At 51.7% G+C, this 16,736-nt stretch carries 11 protein-coding genes; 5 read left to right on the forward strand and 6 right to left on the reverse strand.

Going from position 1 to position 16,736, the window contains the following annotated elements; genetic code table 11:
* Window positions 1-43: 43 nt before the first annotated feature.
* A complete protein-coding gene (locus tag GF423_RS01110; RefSeq protein ID WP_154326612.1) occupies window positions 44-1,135 on the forward strand; it encodes a hypothetical protein in 1,092 nt (363 codons plus the stop codon).
* 211 nt (window positions 1,136-1,346) lie between these two features.
* Window positions 1,347-3,356 (forward strand): fructose-1,6-bisphosphatase, encoded by a 2,010-nt coding sequence (locus GF423_RS01115; RefSeq protein ID WP_394367029.1) that lies wholly within the window; start codon window positions 1,347-1,349, stop codon window positions 3,354-3,356.
* A 127-nt stretch (window positions 3,357-3,483) separates the two neighbouring features.
* On the opposite strand, the gene GF423_RS01120 is transcribed toward GF423_RS01115, so the two are convergent.
* From GF423_RS01120 to GF423_RS01130, 3 genes are all read right to left on the reverse strand, one after another.
* A complete protein-coding gene (locus tag GF423_RS01120; RefSeq protein WP_154538211.1) occupies window positions 3,484-4,122 on the reverse strand; it encodes an AlbA family DNA-binding domain-containing protein in 639 nt (212 codons plus the stop codon).
* A 31-nt stretch (window positions 4,123-4,153) separates the two neighbouring features.
* On the reverse strand, window positions 4,154-5,314 hold the full coding sequence (locus tag GF423_RS01125; protein WP_206113309.1) for an SGNH/GDSL hydrolase family protein: 1,161 nt from the start codon (window positions 5,312-5,314) through the stop codon (window positions 4,154-4,156).
* 233 nt (window positions 5,315-5,547) lie between these two features.
* Window positions 5,548-6,237: a YiaD family glycine zipper/OmpA-like lipoprotein gene (locus GF423_RS01130; protein ID WP_154326616.1), complete on the reverse strand. Its 690-nt coding sequence runs from the start codon at window positions 6,235-6,237 to the stop codon at window positions 5,548-5,550.
* Window positions 6,238-6,674: 437 nt separating this feature from the next.
* Between GF423_RS01130 and GF423_RS01135 the strand changes: the two genes are divergently transcribed.
* The 3 genes from GF423_RS01135 to recQ all read left to right on the forward strand — a co-directional run bounded on the left by GF423_RS01135 (window position 6,675) and on the right by recQ (window position 11,990).
* The gene (locus GF423_RS01135) at window positions 6,675-8,639 is read left to right on the forward strand and encodes a DUF349 domain-containing protein (protein ID WP_154326617.1); all 1,965 of its coding nucleotides are present in this window, start codon (window positions 6,675-6,677) and stop codon (window positions 8,637-8,639) included.
* Window positions 8,640-8,741: 102 nt separating this feature from the next.
* A complete protein-coding gene (locus tag GF423_RS01140; RefSeq protein WP_154326618.1) occupies window positions 8,742-10,121 on the forward strand; it encodes an undecaprenyl-phosphate glucose phosphotransferase in 1,380 nt (459 codons plus the stop codon).
* 24 nt (window positions 10,122-10,145) lie between these two features.
* A complete protein-coding gene (gene recQ / locus GF423_RS01145; RefSeq protein WP_235911605.1) occupies window positions 10,146-11,990 on the forward strand; it encodes a DNA helicase RecQ in 1,845 nt (614 codons plus the stop codon).
* Between the two features lie 137 nt (window positions 11,991-12,127).
* Here the strand turns inward: recQ and GF423_RS01150 are convergent, their stop codons facing one another.
* From GF423_RS01150 to GF423_RS01160, 3 genes are all read right to left on the reverse strand, one after another.
* The gene (locus tag GF423_RS01150; protein ID WP_235911603.1) at window positions 12,128-13,303 is read right to left on the reverse strand and encodes a C1 family peptidase; all 1,176 of its coding nucleotides are present in this window, start codon (window positions 13,301-13,303) and stop codon (window positions 12,128-12,130) included.
* Window positions 13,304-13,429: 126 nt separating this feature from the next.
* Complete coding sequence (locus GF423_RS01155) at window positions 13,430-14,683, reverse strand: tetratricopeptide repeat protein (RefSeq protein ID WP_154326620.1); 1,254 nt, start codon at window positions 14,681-14,683, stop codon at window positions 13,430-13,432.
* Between the two features lie 74 nt (window positions 14,684-14,757).
* Window positions 14,758-16,593 (reverse strand): peptidase U32 family protein, encoded by a 1,836-nt coding sequence (locus tag GF423_RS01160; protein ID WP_154326621.1) that lies wholly within the window; start codon window positions 16,591-16,593, stop codon window positions 14,758-14,760.
* Window positions 16,594-16,736: the final 143 nt, after the last annotated feature.

A 16,736-nucleotide genomic window follows, 5' to 3' on the forward strand; every position in this document is an offset into this window, starting at 1 on the left:
AATAAAACCGTACCTTTGTGTCGCGAAACCAAATCATGCACGTGTGATGAAAGCTAAAGCCATATCGACACTCTTGCTGTACCTTGCTACCCTGTGCTTGGCCTATCCTGCAACAATCTACAAAACAAGATACAACCAATACAGCGGGCTGGCCCGAATCGCCGATTTCAACCCTGAGACGGGCGAAGTCGACAACCGGCATGAGGCCTTCGACGTCATGCTCGACTCGACGGGCATTTTCACACCCGCATATCGCTATTTTGCCCGCATTGCCAACTATCACAACCAAGAGGGGAAATCCTATGAGATTGTCTCGGGGCATCGCAAGAGACACGTCTCGTCGACCAGGTGTGGTATTATCTTCAACGCCCTCAACGACAGCAATTACAATGCCGTGCTGGTGTCGTGCCACAACTCGCGCCTGCACGACGATCTTCTCGACAAGCGATACATGGAAGTGGAACTTGTGCAAGTGCGCAACAACAAGGAGCAAGTCATCAAATCGGCACATATCGACAAAAACGTCGACATGGCCGACAGATTGAATGCAATAGGTGTCGATGTAGACCATAACACTGTGCATGTGCTTGTTGGCAACGACAAGCTAAACCAATTGTTCACTGTGGAGTTGCCTGCTATGCACAACGGTTCACACCTGGGGCTTGCCACAGGACCAGGTGCCCGGGTGCAAGTTGAAAGAACCGTGCTCTCCTACAAGACCAACGACCGGCGCATCGTGAACACACCATGGACCATCGAGAAACTGAACCTGCACTTTGCACGGTCCCAAAACCCGTATGAGGGATATTGGGAATATCTTGACCGCGACATGAGCGACGACGTGTTGCGGCTGGGCGGACGCTACACAATTGCGCTGGTGGCGACCGCGACTGGCTACGACATAATATACGTGAGCGGCGCACAGGTGAAAAAGAGCATGTGGACAACAGGCATGCTAAAAGGCAGGCTTGAGAAAACGATATTCACCGACAACTTCAAGGCCTCATGGATCGATGCCACGTTGCGCCCCATCGACCTCGACGTGCAAGCAGCATTTGAGAGCGGAGTGATACTCACGATCAAATTTCCCGTGTACAAGTCGCAAGTGAGATTCTCTAAAATACTCGATCGATAAAAAGCAGTGCCAGCGGCGTCTTTTTCACTTGAACAAGTCCCGCCGGCACCCACAGTCAAACTCGGGCGCAAAAAAAAACTTTGGTGACAATTCGATTATTATCACTATCTTTGCGCAAGAGATTTATATAGTGAGTTGTAAATGACGCATCTTTTACAAAATCAAATATCAATTATTAACACAGAAAATCACCGTTAGTGCTATGAACGAAATGGATTACAAGCAAGTAAACGACGACATGCGCTACTTGACCCTGCTGTCGCGCAGTTTTCCCAACATTGCGACGGCAAGTACCGAGATCATTAACCTTGAAGCCATCTTAAACCTGCCCAAAGGCACCGAGCACTTCCTGGCCGACCTGCACGGAGAGTACCAAGCCTTCCAGCACGTGCTGCGCAACGCCTCGGGCACTATCAAGCGCAAGGTGAAGGAGATCTTCAACGAGACCTTGGGCACCAAGGAACAGAAAGAACTGTGCACGCTCATCTACTACCCTGAGCTGAAACTGGAACTTGTGAAACGCGGCATCACCGACGCTGGCGACCTCAACGACTGGTATTTCATCAACATCAACCGTCTGGTGAAAGTGTGCCGCAACGTGTCGTCGAAGTACACGCGGTCGAAAGTGCACAAGGCCCTGCCGCCCGACTTCTCCTACATCATCCAGGAATTGCTGCACGAGAACTCGAGCGACCCCAACAAGCAGGCCTATGTAGACGTAGTGGTGCGCACCATCATCTCGACGCAGCGGGCCGACGACTTCATCATCGCCATGTGCTATCTCATACAGCAGCTCACCATCGACGTGCTACACATCCTGGGCGATGTATACGACCGCGGACCGAGTCCCGACAAAATCATGGATATATTGTGCGACTATCACAACCTCGACATCCAGTGGGGCAACCACGACATTTTGTGGATGGGCGCTGCAGCAGGCAACGACTGCTGCATTGCCAACGTGATACGCATCGCCATGCGTTACGGCAACCAGAGCGTGCTTGAAGACGGCTACGGCATCAACCTGCTGCCTCTGGCAACTTTTGCCATGGAGACTTACAAAAAGGATCCCTGCACACAATTCATACCCAAGGATCTCGACGAGAAAGATCCTGAGAAAATGAAATCGTCTCGGCTCATGGCCCAAATGCACAAAGCCATATCTATCATTCAATTCAAGCTGGAGGCTGCCACCATCAAGCGTCGCCCCGAGTTTGAGATGAGCGACAGGCTGCTGCTCGACAAGATCGACTACAAAAAGCACATCATCACTATCGACGGCAAGCAGTATGAGCTCACCGATGGCAACTTCCCCACCGTAGACCCGCAAGACCCCTACAAGCTTACTGCCGAGGAGGAAATGGTAGTGACCAAATTGCACAACTCCTTTGTACAGAGCGACAAGCTCAAGCGTCACATGAACTGCATGTTCCGTAACGGCTGCATCTTTGCGGTAGTAAACGGCAACCTGCTCTACCACGCCTCCATTCCGCTTAACGAAGACGGCTCGCTCAAGGACGTAATCATTCAAGGCTACCCCTATCACGGCCATGCGCTGCTCAAGAAAGTGGGATCGCTCATACGCGATGCCTATTTTGGTGCCGAGAATCAGGAAGACTACCTGTTTGCCAAAGACTATGTGTGGTATCTGTGGTGCGGCAAGAATTCCCCAGCCTTCGACAAAGACAAGATGGCAACCTTTGAGCGATACTTCATTGCCGACAAAGCAACTCACAAGGAGACAAAGGGTTGGTACTACAAGCTGCGTGACCAAGAAAAGATATGCGACATGATACTCGATGAGTTTCATGTGCAAGGACAATACCGCCACATCATCAATGGCCATGTGCCTGTAAAGACCATCAAGGGCGAAAGCCCAGTCAAAGCCAATGGCAAGCTGATGGTGATCGACGGAGGATTTTCCAAAGCCTACCAACCCGAGACGGGCATTGCCGGCTACACCCTGGTGTATCACAGCCGCGGATTCCAGCTCGTGCAGCACGAACCCTTCACATCAATACAAAAGGCCGTGGAAGAGGGCCAAGACATCAAGTCGACCTACGAGATGGTTGAGCTCACCAACCACCGCATGATGGTGAAAGATACCGACAAGGGCAATGAGCTCTCGTCGCAAATACGTGACCTGCAAAAGCTGCTCGTTGCCTATCGCAGCGGCTTGATAAAAGAACGCGCCTGGCGCCCTATCACCAACAAGCGATAGCCCCGTTGACCCAACCCAGCGCAACAAGCAATGGGCGCATCGGTGAGCAAAAGACAATCCCTGCCAGGGCTGTTCCTGGCAGGGATTATTGTTGTTGTTGTTGCACGCAGCATCGTGAAGGCAGGTGTCAAGTGCGCGTGATGAGGCACTGGCCATCGTGGTAGGTGAGGTCAACCACCTTCATCTCGCACAAGCTGATGACAGTGGCCTCGGCACTGCGACGACTCACGTGAGCCAGCCTCATGTAGCCGTCGATGGTGATTCCGCCATGGGTTGAGAGATAATCGATGAGCTGCTGCTCGATTGGCGACAAACTTAAGAGCGCATCGTTGTCGCGCAACTGAGACTGGTGCTGCATCACCTTCACATGCATCGAGGATGCGAGCACATTCTCATCGGCCACCCGGTAGAAGGCCTTCCACAGCCCTTTCTCGTCGGGGGCCTTGACAGGCTTGAGAGAGGCTTCGGCGATGTCGACCTTGAGCACGGTTTTCCCGTCGACTTTAAACAGTTCAAACTTCACCTGCTGCTCAGGCCTGCAATACATGGAGGCGGCTTGCTCGATCATGTAGATTTCCTCGTCGCTCTTCACGCCCACGACGTGACCGTTGTCCTTTACACCTATCAAAAGACGACCGCCGCTGTTGTTGGCAAAAGCCGAGATGCTGCGTGCTATCTTCCGGGCATCACTTATCTGGTACTTGAAGTCTTGATGCTCGTGCTCGCCTTGGGCTATCAAATCGGCTATGTATCCTTTGCCTTTCACTGCAGCATGGTGAGAACAAAATAGGCCTGAATCAATTGTCCCAGGTGTATTTGCCTGGGTTCTTTATGGGTGGATATGGCTTGTCGACAACTTCCTGATAGGGCACTTTTGTGCCGTTGAGCACAGCCTTCAAGTAGGGCTCGAGCTTCTGCGCATAGAAGTAGAAGCCTATGTCGGTGTAGTGTGTGCCATCGACGGTACCCTCGTTGTCGGGCCCGTAGAGGTTTTTGCTGTCGATATAGTAGAGATTCTTTGGATTCTCCTGCTTCAACTTCAAGTAGTTTTTGTGGAAAGCATAGTTCTTCTCGGCCAGGTACTTGCTGTAGTAGCTGCTGTACTTGGCATAGGAGTAGATAGTGCCCTCAACCATGAAAATAGGCACATTGGGGCGTGCCTTGCGCAGGATATTGATGAAATTGTAGGTCAAAGTGTCGCACATGTTGAGCGTGCAATTGGGCACCGGGTCGATAATATAGGCCGTGACATTGGGAATCTGAGCCAAGGCTCGGGCCATGCAATAGTCCATCTTGCCCTCGCCGCTGATGCCAATGTTGACACACTCGGCATTGAGGTCGCGCTGGATGATGCTGGTGCCCACCATGCCAGGGCGGCAGGCGCATCCTCCTTGCAGAATACTGGTGCCATAGAACACAAACTTTTTGTCGGCACGCGGGTTGTCAACCTTGGGCATCTCCATCCTGGCATCGTGCTCAACACCTATTTCAAGCCAGTTCACGCCATCGTACAATGGCAGGTAAAGCATGAACTCATGCATTTGACCGTCCATCTTGTCGATATACACCTTGTTTTGAATAGAATCCTTGAGAGGCGATGTGCGGTTCACGTTTTGGAAGTCGCGCACCGGGCGGTTGCAGTTCACAAATCGCCATTGGCCGTTGTCGAGGATGTAGAGATCGGTGCCCTTGATGCCCGTGGGGGCCATGTGAGCCATATACATGTTGGTGAGCAGGTTGTAGCGCACAGCCACCACCTTGGAGTTGGTGCGGAACCTGAATGCCTCGCCTGCAGTGCAGCGCTGCCGCTCATAGAGCGTGGGGCGCACGCTGTCTTTGAGATAACCAGGAATGCGGAAATAGGGGGTCTCGCTGTTGGCAAAGCCCTTGTTGATCATTCTGAAGTCGAGTGCATTGTAATACTTGAGCGTGTCGGCCTTGGTGAAGTCTTGCGCCATAGCGCTTCCCTGTGTCAACCATGCCAGCAATAGCAGAAGCAATAGTCTGAATTTGCAGTTCAATGTCATAATTACGTACTTATTAGAAAATTAATGTTGTTTTGCCGAACAAAATTAAAAAAAATATGGCAAACTACCAACAACAACAGGCGACAACCCTGCATGTAGAGTCGTCGCCCGCCTTTAGATTTTGTCGGTAAAAAAAGAATTTGCTCCGCTCAAGTTATATTTTTTTACTTGAGTGTGCCGTCGTTGGCTTCCTTCACCATCTGCTCATTGGCACTGATGTAGATTTCCACACGACGGTTTTGTGCGCGGCCTGCTTCGGTGTCGTTGCTGGCAACAGGATTCTCCCAAGCCATGCCCTGGCTGGAGAGACGGCTCGAGTTCACGCCCGAGTTCACAAGATAGGTTTTTACCACCGAAGCACGCTCGGTAGAGACCTTGTCGTTGGCAGCACGCGTACCCACATTGTCGGTGTAACCGAAAATCTGCACGTTGGTCTCAGGATTGTTGCGCAGCGAGGTAGCAAACTGCGACAATGATGTCTTGGCGCTCTCGCTCAAGTTAGTTTTATTGAAGCCAAACAAGATGCCGCTGTCGAAAGTGACTTTAATTGCCGTCAAGTTGTTTTGGTCGGTAACAGTGTCGACTTGCGCACCAGGAATCTGGGCCAGTTCCTTGGCCTGCTTGTCCATCTTCTTGCCAATCAACGTGCCGGCAGTACCACCAGCCACAGCACCGATGGCTGCGCCAATGGCTGCGCCCTTGCCGTGCCCTATGAGCGCACCTATGCCAGCACCCAGGGCAGCACCGCCGCCACTGCCAATGAGACCACCTTTACCTGCATTGTTCAACGAACCACAACCTGAGAGGCCCAAAACAAGAGCCACACTCAGGAACAAACTCATTACTTTCTTCATTTTAAAATATATTTTTACTAAATTTAAAAATCACAGTTTCTGAAATTCTGAATTACAAATGTACAATTTTTTCCTTTTTAATGTAAAAAAAATTACGTTAATTTAATATATCATTCTCTGCCATCGCCAGCCATGTGACAAGCAGAAAAGCGACGACGGGCATGCAACCTACACATCCACTCTCGAGATTGCTAAGCATCACCCAGAGAGGAGCGAAAGCACTCTTTTAGACTCAAGAGTGCGTCGAAGGTTTATTCCCACACGGCTTTTACAGTCACGGCAAAGCCTCAAACGTGCCAACAACAACCCACCATTTCAAAGAAAAAAATCAAAAAAAAAAGCTTTTCTTTTTCAAAGTAAAAAAAATTGTGTATATTTGGATTTAATTTGTTGGCTTCCTTCTTCAACGACAAGAAGGACCTTTAAAAAAGATTATTATGGAATCGCAAGAACAGTCCACTACGAGCAAGGACCTCGAAAAGGACGTAACCCTGAATTCGGAGCCTGCACAAGAGCAGAATACAGGCTCTGTCAACAATCAACCCGAGGCAAGTTCGGCAGCTGCCGAGCAAGCCCAGGAAGTCGTCAACCCAGGCGCAAGCCAGGCAGCAGCTGCAAGCACTCCAGCCGAGGAAACAGTCCAGGCCGAGCCCCAAGAGAAGCAGCCGGCCTCGGTCGAAACCGAGGCACAACCACAGCACAAATACGCTGCCATGAGCAAGACTGAGCTTATCGCCGCGCTTGAGTCGCTGAAAGAGCAGCCCATCGACAGCGTGAAAGACGACGTTGCTCAAATCAAGTCGGCTTTCTTTGCCATACGTAAGGAGGAAATTGCAAAAGAAAAAGAAGCATTCCTTGCCCAAGGCAACGAAGAGGCAGCCTTTGCGGCTATCGACGACGCCGACGAAGTGAAAATCAAGGAGCTCCTGAATGAGCTGAAAGAGAAAAAAGCGCAATTCAATGCCGAGCAAGATGCCCTGCGCGCCGAGAACCTTGAAAAGAAGCGCAAAATCATCGACGAGATCAATGCCATCGTGGCCGATCCCGACAATGTGAACCGTCAATACAACCACATTCAGCAACTGCAGCAGGAGTTCAAAGCCATAGGCGAAGTGCCTGCAACCAATGTAACAGAGTTGTGGAAGAGCTACCAGCTGGCAGTAGAAAAATTCTACGACTTGCTCAAGATGAACAAGGAGTTGCGTGACTACGACTTCAAGAAGAATCTCGAAATCAAGCAGCAACTGTGTTCTGAAGCCGAGGCTCTCGACGACCAGAACGATGTGGTGGCAGCATTCAAGAAGCTGCAAGAGCTGCACGACACGTGGCGCGAAACCGGCCCCGTAGCCAAAGAAATAAGAGAAGAGCTGTGGCAACGCTTCAAGAATGCGTCGTCGGTCATCAACAAGAAATATCAGGGTTTCTTTGAAGAGCGCAAGGCCAAAGAGAAAGAAAACGCCGAAGCCAAGACTGCCCTGTGCGAAAAGATAGAGGCCATCTCGACCGACGGCCTCAAGACCTATGCTGCATGGGACGAAGCCACCAAGGGCATACTGGCCTTGCAAGAGCAGTGGAAGAAACTGGGCTTTGCCTCACGCAAGCAGAATGCCGAGCTCTTTGCCCGGTTCAGGAAGTCGTGCGACGACTTCTTTGGCAAGAAGGCCGAGTTTTTCAAGCAGATGAAAGAGCAATTTGCCGCCAATCTGGCCAAGAAAACCGAGCTGTGCGAGCGGGCCGAGGCAATGAAGGACTCTACCGACTGGAAAAAGACCACCGACGCCTTTGTCGCCTTGCAAAAGGAATGGAAAACCGTGGGACCCGTCGTAAAAAAACACAGCGACGCTATATGGAAGCGGTTTATCACAGCCTGCGATGCATTCTTTGATAACAAGAAGAAACAAAACACCAACATTCACACTATAGAGCACGACAACCTGAAGACCAAGAAAGGCATCATTGCCCAGGTCAACGCTGTGCTCGAAGCCGACAACAAGGAGGATGGCCCCACCCAGGTGCGCGAGCTCATGAAGCAATGGCAAGAAGTGGGTCACGTGCCCTACAAGGAGAAAGACAAAATCTATGCCGAGTACAAGGCTGCCATCGACAAGGCCTTTGAGCAATTTGACATGAAGGGCATGAATGCCCGCATTGCCAACTTTGAGAACTCGCTCAATAAGATGGGAGGCGACGACAAGGTGTACCACGAGCGCGAGCGACTGGTGCGTGACTACGAGCGCAAGTGCCAAGAAATGAAGACCTATGAGAACAACATGGGCTTTTTCAACGCCTCTTCCAAGAATGGCAGTACAATAGTGAAGCAGATGGAAAAGAAAATCGCCAATCTCAAAGATGAAATTGCCATTCTTGAGAAAAAGATAAAAATGATTGACGACAAAGTGTGATATGTGTGTCACACGCTCTATCACACCACACCCACACATCCTCTCTGCGGTGCAACAGCCGCAGAGAGTTTTAATTACACATGAATGATATAAAACAGCATTTTGGAGAGTAGAGGAAAATATGGTCAATATATACGCTGGATTTTTACCGGCGTAGATTTCTTAATTCTCAACCTTGCCTACCTGGCAGTGTGCACGCTCACGCCAGTCGCCGAGCACTTTTTCTCAAAGACGGTGTGGCTCATGATGAACATCTCGTTTATTGCAGTGAGCTACTTCTTCTCCGACATTCATTGCCGCCGGGTGGTTTATGCCGACCGAGTCGTGCTGCAGGTCATCAAGGCAGTGATGTTGCACACCGTCATTTTCATGGCGCTGCTCATGTTTCTCGGCTTCGACAAAGCCTCGTGGAGAACTTATGTAAAATTCTACATCGCGTTTTTTGCAGGGCTGAGCACGTGGTGGCTGCTGTCGAGGAAACTGCTGAAACGCTACCGTGCGTTTGGCAAAAACTACAAGCGCATCATCATCATAGGTGGCGGGCACGTAGGCATCAGGCTGATGAACGAGCTTGAGAGTGACGCCGGCTATGGCTATCGCATACTGGGCATGTTTGACAACGACAAGAAAGCCAAGAGTGTGAAATATTACCGCGGCGACCTGAATCAAGTAGAAAAATTTGTGCAAGACAACCTTGTCGACGAGATGTATTGCTGCATACCCGACAACGAAAACGACGAGATGGTCAAGCTCATCAAGATTGCCGATAGCAATGCCGTCGACTTCTACTATGTGCCACAATTTGGCAAGCACATCACACGACGGTTTGAGCTGTATCCCATAGGCAACGTGCCGGTTCTGGCCATACGTCCCTACCCGCTGAGCAATCCCATCAACGCCCTGCTCAAGCGCAGTTTCGACCTGGTGGTGTCGAGCATAGTTCTTGTGCTCTCCCCCATCGTCATCATCCCTGTGTCTATCGTCATCAAGCTCACTTCGCCTGGGCCGGTCTTTTTCAAGCAAGAGCGCACGGGCCTGCGTGGAGAGCCCTTCATGTGCTACAAGTTCAGGACAATGCGGGTCAACCGCGAGAGCGACACCATGCAGGCCACACGCAACGACCCACGCAAGACCAAGTTTGGCAACTTCCTGCGTAAGAGCAACATCGACGAGCTGCCACAATTTTTCAACGTGTGGAAAGGGGAAATGTCGATCGTGGGTCCTCGACCGCACATGATAAAGCACACCGAAGCCTACAGCGCACTCATCGACAAGTACATGCTGCGCCACACCATCAAGCCAGGCATCACCGGATGGGCGCAAGTGAATGGCTATCGCGGCCAGACCGATGAACTGTGGAAGATGGTAAAGCGAGTAGAATATGACGTGTGGTATGCCGAGAACTGGAACTTCATGCTCGACATGAAAATAATATTTCTCACGGTCGTCAACATGTTCAAAGGCGAGCAAAACGCATTTTAAACCATTCACACTCATCATCGCACAATGCCACTACAACACTCCACAGGCCGCGACATGAAGGCCCGAGCCCTGGCTTGTCTGAGGAAATTTTGGGGATATCCCGGTTTCAGGCCCATGCAGTGGGACATCATCGCCCATGTCATGCAGGGCAACGATGCCGTGGTGCTCATGCCCACTGGCGGAGGCAAGTCGATATGCTATCAAGTACCTGCCCTGCTAAGCCCGGGATGCACCATTGTGGTATCGCCGCTGCTGGCGCTCATGAAAGACCAAATCGACAACCTCAAGGGGATGGGCATTCCGGCCGCGTCGATCAACAGCATGCAGAGCGAGGCCGAAAACCGCGATGTGGCCGAGAATGTGTTTAAGGGGTTTATCAAGTTGCTGTATATCTCGCCCGAGCGACTTCTCACCGAACTCAACTCATGGTCATCGAGCATCGCGATAAGCTTGATAGCCGTCGACGAGGCCCACTGCATCTCACACTGGGGACACGACTTCAGACCCGAATATTCTCAGCTGTCGGTGCTCAAGCAGCGCTACCCCAACGTCCCCGTCATGGCGCTCACAGCTACAGCCGACAAAATCACACGCGACGACATCAAAACACAACTCAACATTCCAGGCGCCAAGATGTTTGTCACCTCATTTGACCGCCCCAACATCTCGCTCAACGTGAAAACCGAAGTGTCGGGTCAAAACAAAATCAAGGCTATCGCACGATTTATCGAGGCTCATCAGGGCCAAAGCGGCATCATATACTGCATGCGGCGCCGCGACACCGAGAGCATGGCCAAAAAGCTAAACAGCTTGGGCATAAAGGCCAAGCCTTTTCATGCAGGCATGACTGTGCTCGACAAGCAGCACACGCAGCAGGAGTTTATCAACGACGACCTCCCTGTGATATGCGCCACGATAGCCTTCGGCATGGGTATTGACAAGAGCAATGTGAGGTGGATCATACACAGCAACATGCCCAGCAACATCGAGAGCTACTATCAAGAGATAGGCCGAGCCGGGCGCGACGGCCTGCCAGCCGATGCCTTAATGTTTTACAGCTATGGCGACGTCGTGACTCGCATGAAAATGGCGCAAGAATCGGGGCAACAAGAGGTGAACATGGAAAAATTGCGGCGCATGCAGCAATATGCCGAGTCGACCGTGTGCCGCAGGCGCATCCTGCTCAGCTATTTCAACGAGCGCTATGACCATGATTGCGGCAATTGCGACGTGTGCAACAACCCGCCACAACACATCGACGGCACTATCCCTGTGCAGATGGCGCTGAGCGCGATACTGCGCACCGGCGAACGTGTGGGACTCACCACAGCAATCGACATCTTGCGGGGCTCTCGCAAAGCCGAGATTGTGACAGCCGGCTGGGACAGGCTCAAAACCTACGGTGTGGGTCACGACCTGTCGTTTGGCACATGGAATGCCTACATGCTGCAGATGCTGCAGATGGGCATCATCGACGTTGCCTACGACGAGAGCAACCATCTCAAGGTGACCGATTACGGCCGCGACATCTTGTTTGGGAAAAAGAAGGTGCAACTCTCGGTGACAACATTCCGCAGCAAGAAAGCCACGCAACCCGCGCCGCAAGACTTGCCGGCCATGCAAGCCAGCGACGAGGCCAGCGACGAGCTGCTGCGCGACCTCAAGGCTACGCGATATGCTCTGGCCAAGGCCTTGCACGTGCCTCCCTACATGATATTCAGCGACAAAGTGCTGCACGTGATTGCACAAGAGCAGCCCACAACCAAGATACAATTTGGCACCCTGTACGGCATTGGCGAGAAAAAGTGCGAGTCCTATTGGCGCCAGTTTACCCAGGTAGTGAGCAAATGGCAGGCACGCCACAAGTGAGCGCACGCCCAACTTGCCAACAGCAATAATTTGCACATGCGTGTCACCCAGTTATGGGTGGAATGACGATATATATGTAACGGGGAGACCCTGCCAAGAGGATCTCCCCGTGTCATGTTTCGGCTGGTAGCGGCGTGCTACTTGGCGATGCCCATCTCTTGGGCAATCTTGGTGGGCACGGCAGCCTTGTTGACAAGAATGTCCATGGTCTTAGCCTTGAAATAGGCCTCGCTCACATAGAAGTATCCGTTATAGAGCTGGTTGGTGTCCCAGCTGTTTTGCACCTTGAAGTATTTGTTGCCGTTTTGGTCAACAGCCTTACCCACGATCACCATGCCGTGGTCGTCGGTGGTTTCCTTGTTGTCGAACATGAGTTGGCGGCTTTCCTGGGTCACGACTTGCTCGGGAACCGGGCCCTTGATGTCCCACTTCTCGCTCTCACGATCCTTGTCGCTCAACTTGGTCCAGCGGTCCATGTCGCTACCCTTCAGGTCGGGCACATCCTTGTCGACAGGCAGCACTGCATATCCCTTGCGCCACTTGAAGCAAGGCTCGCTCACGTCGGCCCCCCAGGCAACGGTGTAACCCTTGTCGATAGCATTGTTCACGATTTCGACAAGCTCATCGATCTTCACATTCTGGTAGCTTGCCCATTGCCAGTTGTCGGCGACCTCGAGCATGAAAGGCTTGTAGAAGGGATGATGCGTGAACGATGCGATTGCAATATAGTCGTCCATTTTGATGGGCAGTGACTCGGCAAAACTCTTGGGGGTGTATTCCTTGCCCTGCCATGTGAATTTTTCGGGCAGAGGACCCATATAGGCATCGAGGATGCCCTTGAAGCCAGCCATCCATGATGGTGTGAGTTTTTTCAAGTGCTGCTTTTTGACAACGCCAAGATAACTGCTCAGGATATCGGTGAGCTCGCTTGTGTTAAATTTCTTGTCGCCGTTGGTCATGCCGGTGTACACGTCGTTGGGCACCATGCCGTATTTGTCCCACACATAGCTCACGTCGTCGGCTGCACCGCCCTCGGCAAAATTGATGGTGCCGTCCATGCGCACATATTTCACGGCTTTGTCATAGTAGCAGTGGTATACCACAAACCCCTCGCTCAGGTGGATTTCCTTGCCAGTCTTGCGCAGAATTTCGTCTTCAAAGAAGGAGTTGGTAGAATAGCACCAGCATGTACCTGATTTGTGTTGGTCCTTCACGCCAGTGTGCTTTACGACCTTGATGTCGGTAAACTTAAAACCCGTGCTGTCGGGATTCACGACCTTGTCGTCGGCCGAAGCATTCAAGGTTAGGCTCATAGCCAGGAGGCTTAATAATAAATACTTCATGTAGATGATATAAAAAATTTAAGTAATAGAAAAATATGATATAATATCGCAAAGATACATCACATGGCGTAAAATGGCAATGAAAAAAAAGGAAAGTTATTTTACACTTTCAATCTTTTCGAGATTCTCGGCATCACCCAGTTTGTAATAGATATCGCGCAATATATTGCGTGTGTCGGGATTTCGAGGGTCGAGCGCATAGGACTTCTGGAGGTGAGCAAGGGCCTTGTTGAAAGTGGGCGTCACCTCTTTCAGTAGCTTTGCAGCGCGCTTCTGGGTGTTGTTTCTCATGTAGTACAACGCCTCGAGATAGTAACAGCGGCCCAAGTCAAACTGAGCCTGGGCCGAGCTGTCGTTAAGCTCAACAGCCCGCGCATAGAAGGGGCGTGCATCGAGATAGCCCGTCTGCAGCTCAATGATGTTGCCCTTCAAGTCGAAATAGGCATCATTGGTTGAATCGGTGAGGATGGCGAAATCGAGCAGCCTTGTGGCCTCGCCAAAATTTTGTTTGGCAATGCAGTCGTTGATAAGGATGCGCATGTATTGTATGTCTTGCTTGCCATATTTGCGGAAAGCCTCACGGGTCACCTGCACGGCACTGGTTGTGTCGCCCATGCCCATGAGCACGGCAATGTCGTTGTCATAAACCCTCTTCTTGTCGTAGCCCAAGTTGCGCGCAATGGAGAAAAGACGGTGGGCATCTTGGCCTTTTTTCAACTGAACGGCAGCCAGGCCCTGAAAGAACCGGGTCATGCCGAGCACGGTGTCGGGCTCTATCTTGTGCCGTTGTCTTGCATAGCTTGAAGTCGCCAGTGTGTTGTAGATTTCCCATGCCTTGTAGGCGCCAGGATAATCTTTCACGCCATAGAGCTCGGCTCCTGCCACGCTATAGTCGACGAGATTGTCATATATCTTGTTGCGGATGTCGCGAGAGAACTTTGTCTTGTATCGGGGTGCACCTTTCTTGTCAAGCTTGAGCGAGCCATCCTTGTTCTTGCTCCACAACGTGTCGAGTTTCATAGCCTGCACGCCGCAATCGTAGCCATCGAGCAAGGCATGCCCCATGGCTTTGACATCGACCTTGTTGCCCAGCTCCTTATTCACCAGGTATTTGGAGTAAAGGCCATATTGCGCACGCATGGCCACCCACCATGTTTCGGCTTTGTCGCGGGTAGCGTCGTTGGTGAGTGCAGGCTTAATTTTTTCAACAGCTTTCTCAAAGGCCTTGAGGTCGACCGAAAGCTCGCCAATGCTTTTCTTCACCTCATCTACGGTGCGCTGCTGGGCCCATAAACCTATGGCCGGGAAAAAAGCCAACGAAAAAATGATGATGTAGGATAATCTTCTCATAATCCCATTGTATTCAATAATACACCCTCTATAATTGTTGCAAAATTATAAAACAAATGGCACTTGTAAAAATGTCACGAAATAAAAATGTGCATCTCACAGGCCTTGCAATCACACTCGACTCGCAGCAGCGTGTTGCCACTGCGCAAAAACAGTGGGTCGGGCAACTGGCGTGCTTTGACATCGCGCTTGCAAGCTCCCAGCTCGCGCCGCAAGCAGTAGCGGGTGTGCATGACCGGCACATCACGGCCGGGCATCGCGAGTTCGATCGCAGGCTCTATCTCTTTCACCCCATGGTCGCGATACAATTGAGCAGCAAGCTTGTTGGCAACATTGTCGGCGCAATAGAGTGTGCTGGTATAGCATTGTGCCGCCTTGTCTTCGGGCCTTCTCACAGGCCGCTTCAACGTGAGTCGCTGAGCGCGGTCGAGCATGGCAAACGTCTCGCGGCGCAACTGGGCAAGCAACGACGAGGGAATGAAGACACCGCCCATCACCTGAGCTCGACTCAGCTGGTAGATTGTGTTGCCCAACTTGGCCAACACGTCGAGCTGGCGAGCCTCTTGCGATGTCTTGGCAGGATCGGCACGTTCCATGACCAAGCTGTGCACTACCCTATTTCCTCTCTCGTCGGCCAGTGCCAGGCACAGCTTGCCATGCGACCACCACAATCGGGCATCGACATCGATGCGTCGCGTTGCCGACGGCTTGGAGAGCACATCGTCGAGCGACTTGTCGCTGGTGCGATAGGCCATAGCCATGCGCGGTATATCTCCTGATTCTTTCAAAAACAAGTCCTGACCCTGCACCCGATTGATGCGAAAACCGCAGTAATTGCCCTTTTTGTCAAAGAAACTTATGCCATCGCCATTGTGCAGCGGCACACGAGTGTCGATGCGCACGTGCTTGCCGTGCACGCTTGTAATCCTGCCCAAGGGCTGGCCAAGTGATTTTGGCGTGTCGATCGAGGCCATGGTGTGCCCGTTGGCCGGACGGCGTTGCTGCAGGAAATAGGTGGTGAACGAGCGGTTGAAACTTCTTGAGACGTCGGGGGTGAAGGCATATTCGGTCTTTCCCTGCGAACTGCGTCGATACAAGTCGGGATGAGCGGCTATTACCTTGTCGAGCTCCTGCCTGTAGTAGGCAACCACGTTTTTCACATAGGCCATGTCCTTCAGCCTGCCCTCAATCTTAAATGAGGATACACCACTGTCGAGCATGTGGGCCAGCGACGGCTGTGCCATGAAGTCTTTCAAAGAGAGCAAATGCTTGTCGACGACAAGTTTGTTGCCGTGAGCATCTTCCAGATCATAGGCAAGCCGACAGATTTGGGCGCACTCGCCACGGTTGGCACTGCGGCCCTTAAGGCACTGGCTCACTTGGCACCGGCCACTGTAGCTCACGCACAGGGCGCCGTGCACAAAGGCTTCGAGCGGCACATCGACAGCACTGTGAATGGCCTTGATTTCATGCAAGGTGAGCTCGCGAGCCATGACCAGTTGCGAGAATCCAAGCGACTGCAAGAAACGAGCCTTCTCAGGGGTGCGCAAGTCGCACTGTGTGCTGGCATGAAGAGCTATGGGAGGCAGGTCGAGACGCAGGATGCCCATGTCCTGCACGATGAGTGCATCCACCCCCGCCTTGTAAAGGTCGTGGATGAGCCGCTCTACACGGGCAAGCTCATTGTCGTAGATGATGGTATTGACCGTTGCATAGACGCGAGCCCCATACTGGTGAGCAAACTCGGCTACACGTGCTATATCGCTGGTCGCATTTCCTGCCGAGGAACGGGCCCCGAAGCAGGACGGCCCCATATAGACGGCATCGGCGCCATGAATAATGGCTTCGATCGCTATATCGGCATTGCGAGCAGGCGCCAGCAACTCAATTTCGCGCAATTTTGTTTTCATAATAGTGCACAAAAATAGCAAAAAAGCGTGAAAAAATTGCAGTTATTCATTTAAAAACTGTTTTTCGGATAGGGAATTATGAGATTTTTGGGCTGTGTCGCTTGCCTGCTTAGAAATAATGAGTAACTTTGTGGGCTAAAAGC

The sequence above is a fragment of the Sodaliphilus pleomorphus genome, from assembly GCF_009676955.1.
GTDB classification, from domain to species: Bacteria; Bacteroidota; Bacteroidia; order Bacteroidales; family Muribaculaceae; genus Sodaliphilus; species Sodaliphilus pleomorphus.

Bases quoted from the DNA above. Each gene is read 5' to 3' on its own strand.
- GF423_RS01125 (WP_206113309.1), bottom strand. From the start codon at position 5,314: ATGGCGCAAGACTTCACCAAGGCCGACACGCTCAAGTATTACAATGCA.
- GF423_RS01155 (WP_154326620.1), bottom strand. From the start codon at position 14,683: ATGAGAAGATTATCCTACATCATCATTTTTTCGTTGGCTTTTTTCCCG.
- GF423_RS01115 (WP_394367029.1), top strand. From the start codon at position 1,347: ATGGATTACAAGCAAGTAAACGACGACATGCGCTACTTGACCCTGCTG.
- GF423_RS01160 (WP_154326621.1), bottom strand. From the start codon at position 16,593: ATGAAAACAAAATTGCGCGAAATTGAGTTGCTGGCGCCTGCTCGCAAT.
- GF423_RS01130 (WP_154326616.1), bottom strand. From the start codon at position 6,237: ATGAAGAAAGTAATGAGTTTGTTCCTGAGTGTGGCTCTTGTTTTGGGC.
- GF423_RS01135 (WP_154326617.1), top strand. From the start codon at position 6,675: ATGGAATCGCAAGAACAGTCCACTACGAGCAAGGACCTCGAAAAGGAC.
- recQ (WP_235911605.1), top strand. From the start codon at position 10,146: ATGCCACTACAACACTCCACAGGCCGCGACATGAAGGCCCGAGCCCTG.
- GF423_RS01150 (WP_235911603.1), bottom strand. From the start codon at position 13,303: ATGAGCCTAACCTTGAATGCTTCGGCCGACGACAAGGTCGTGAATCCC.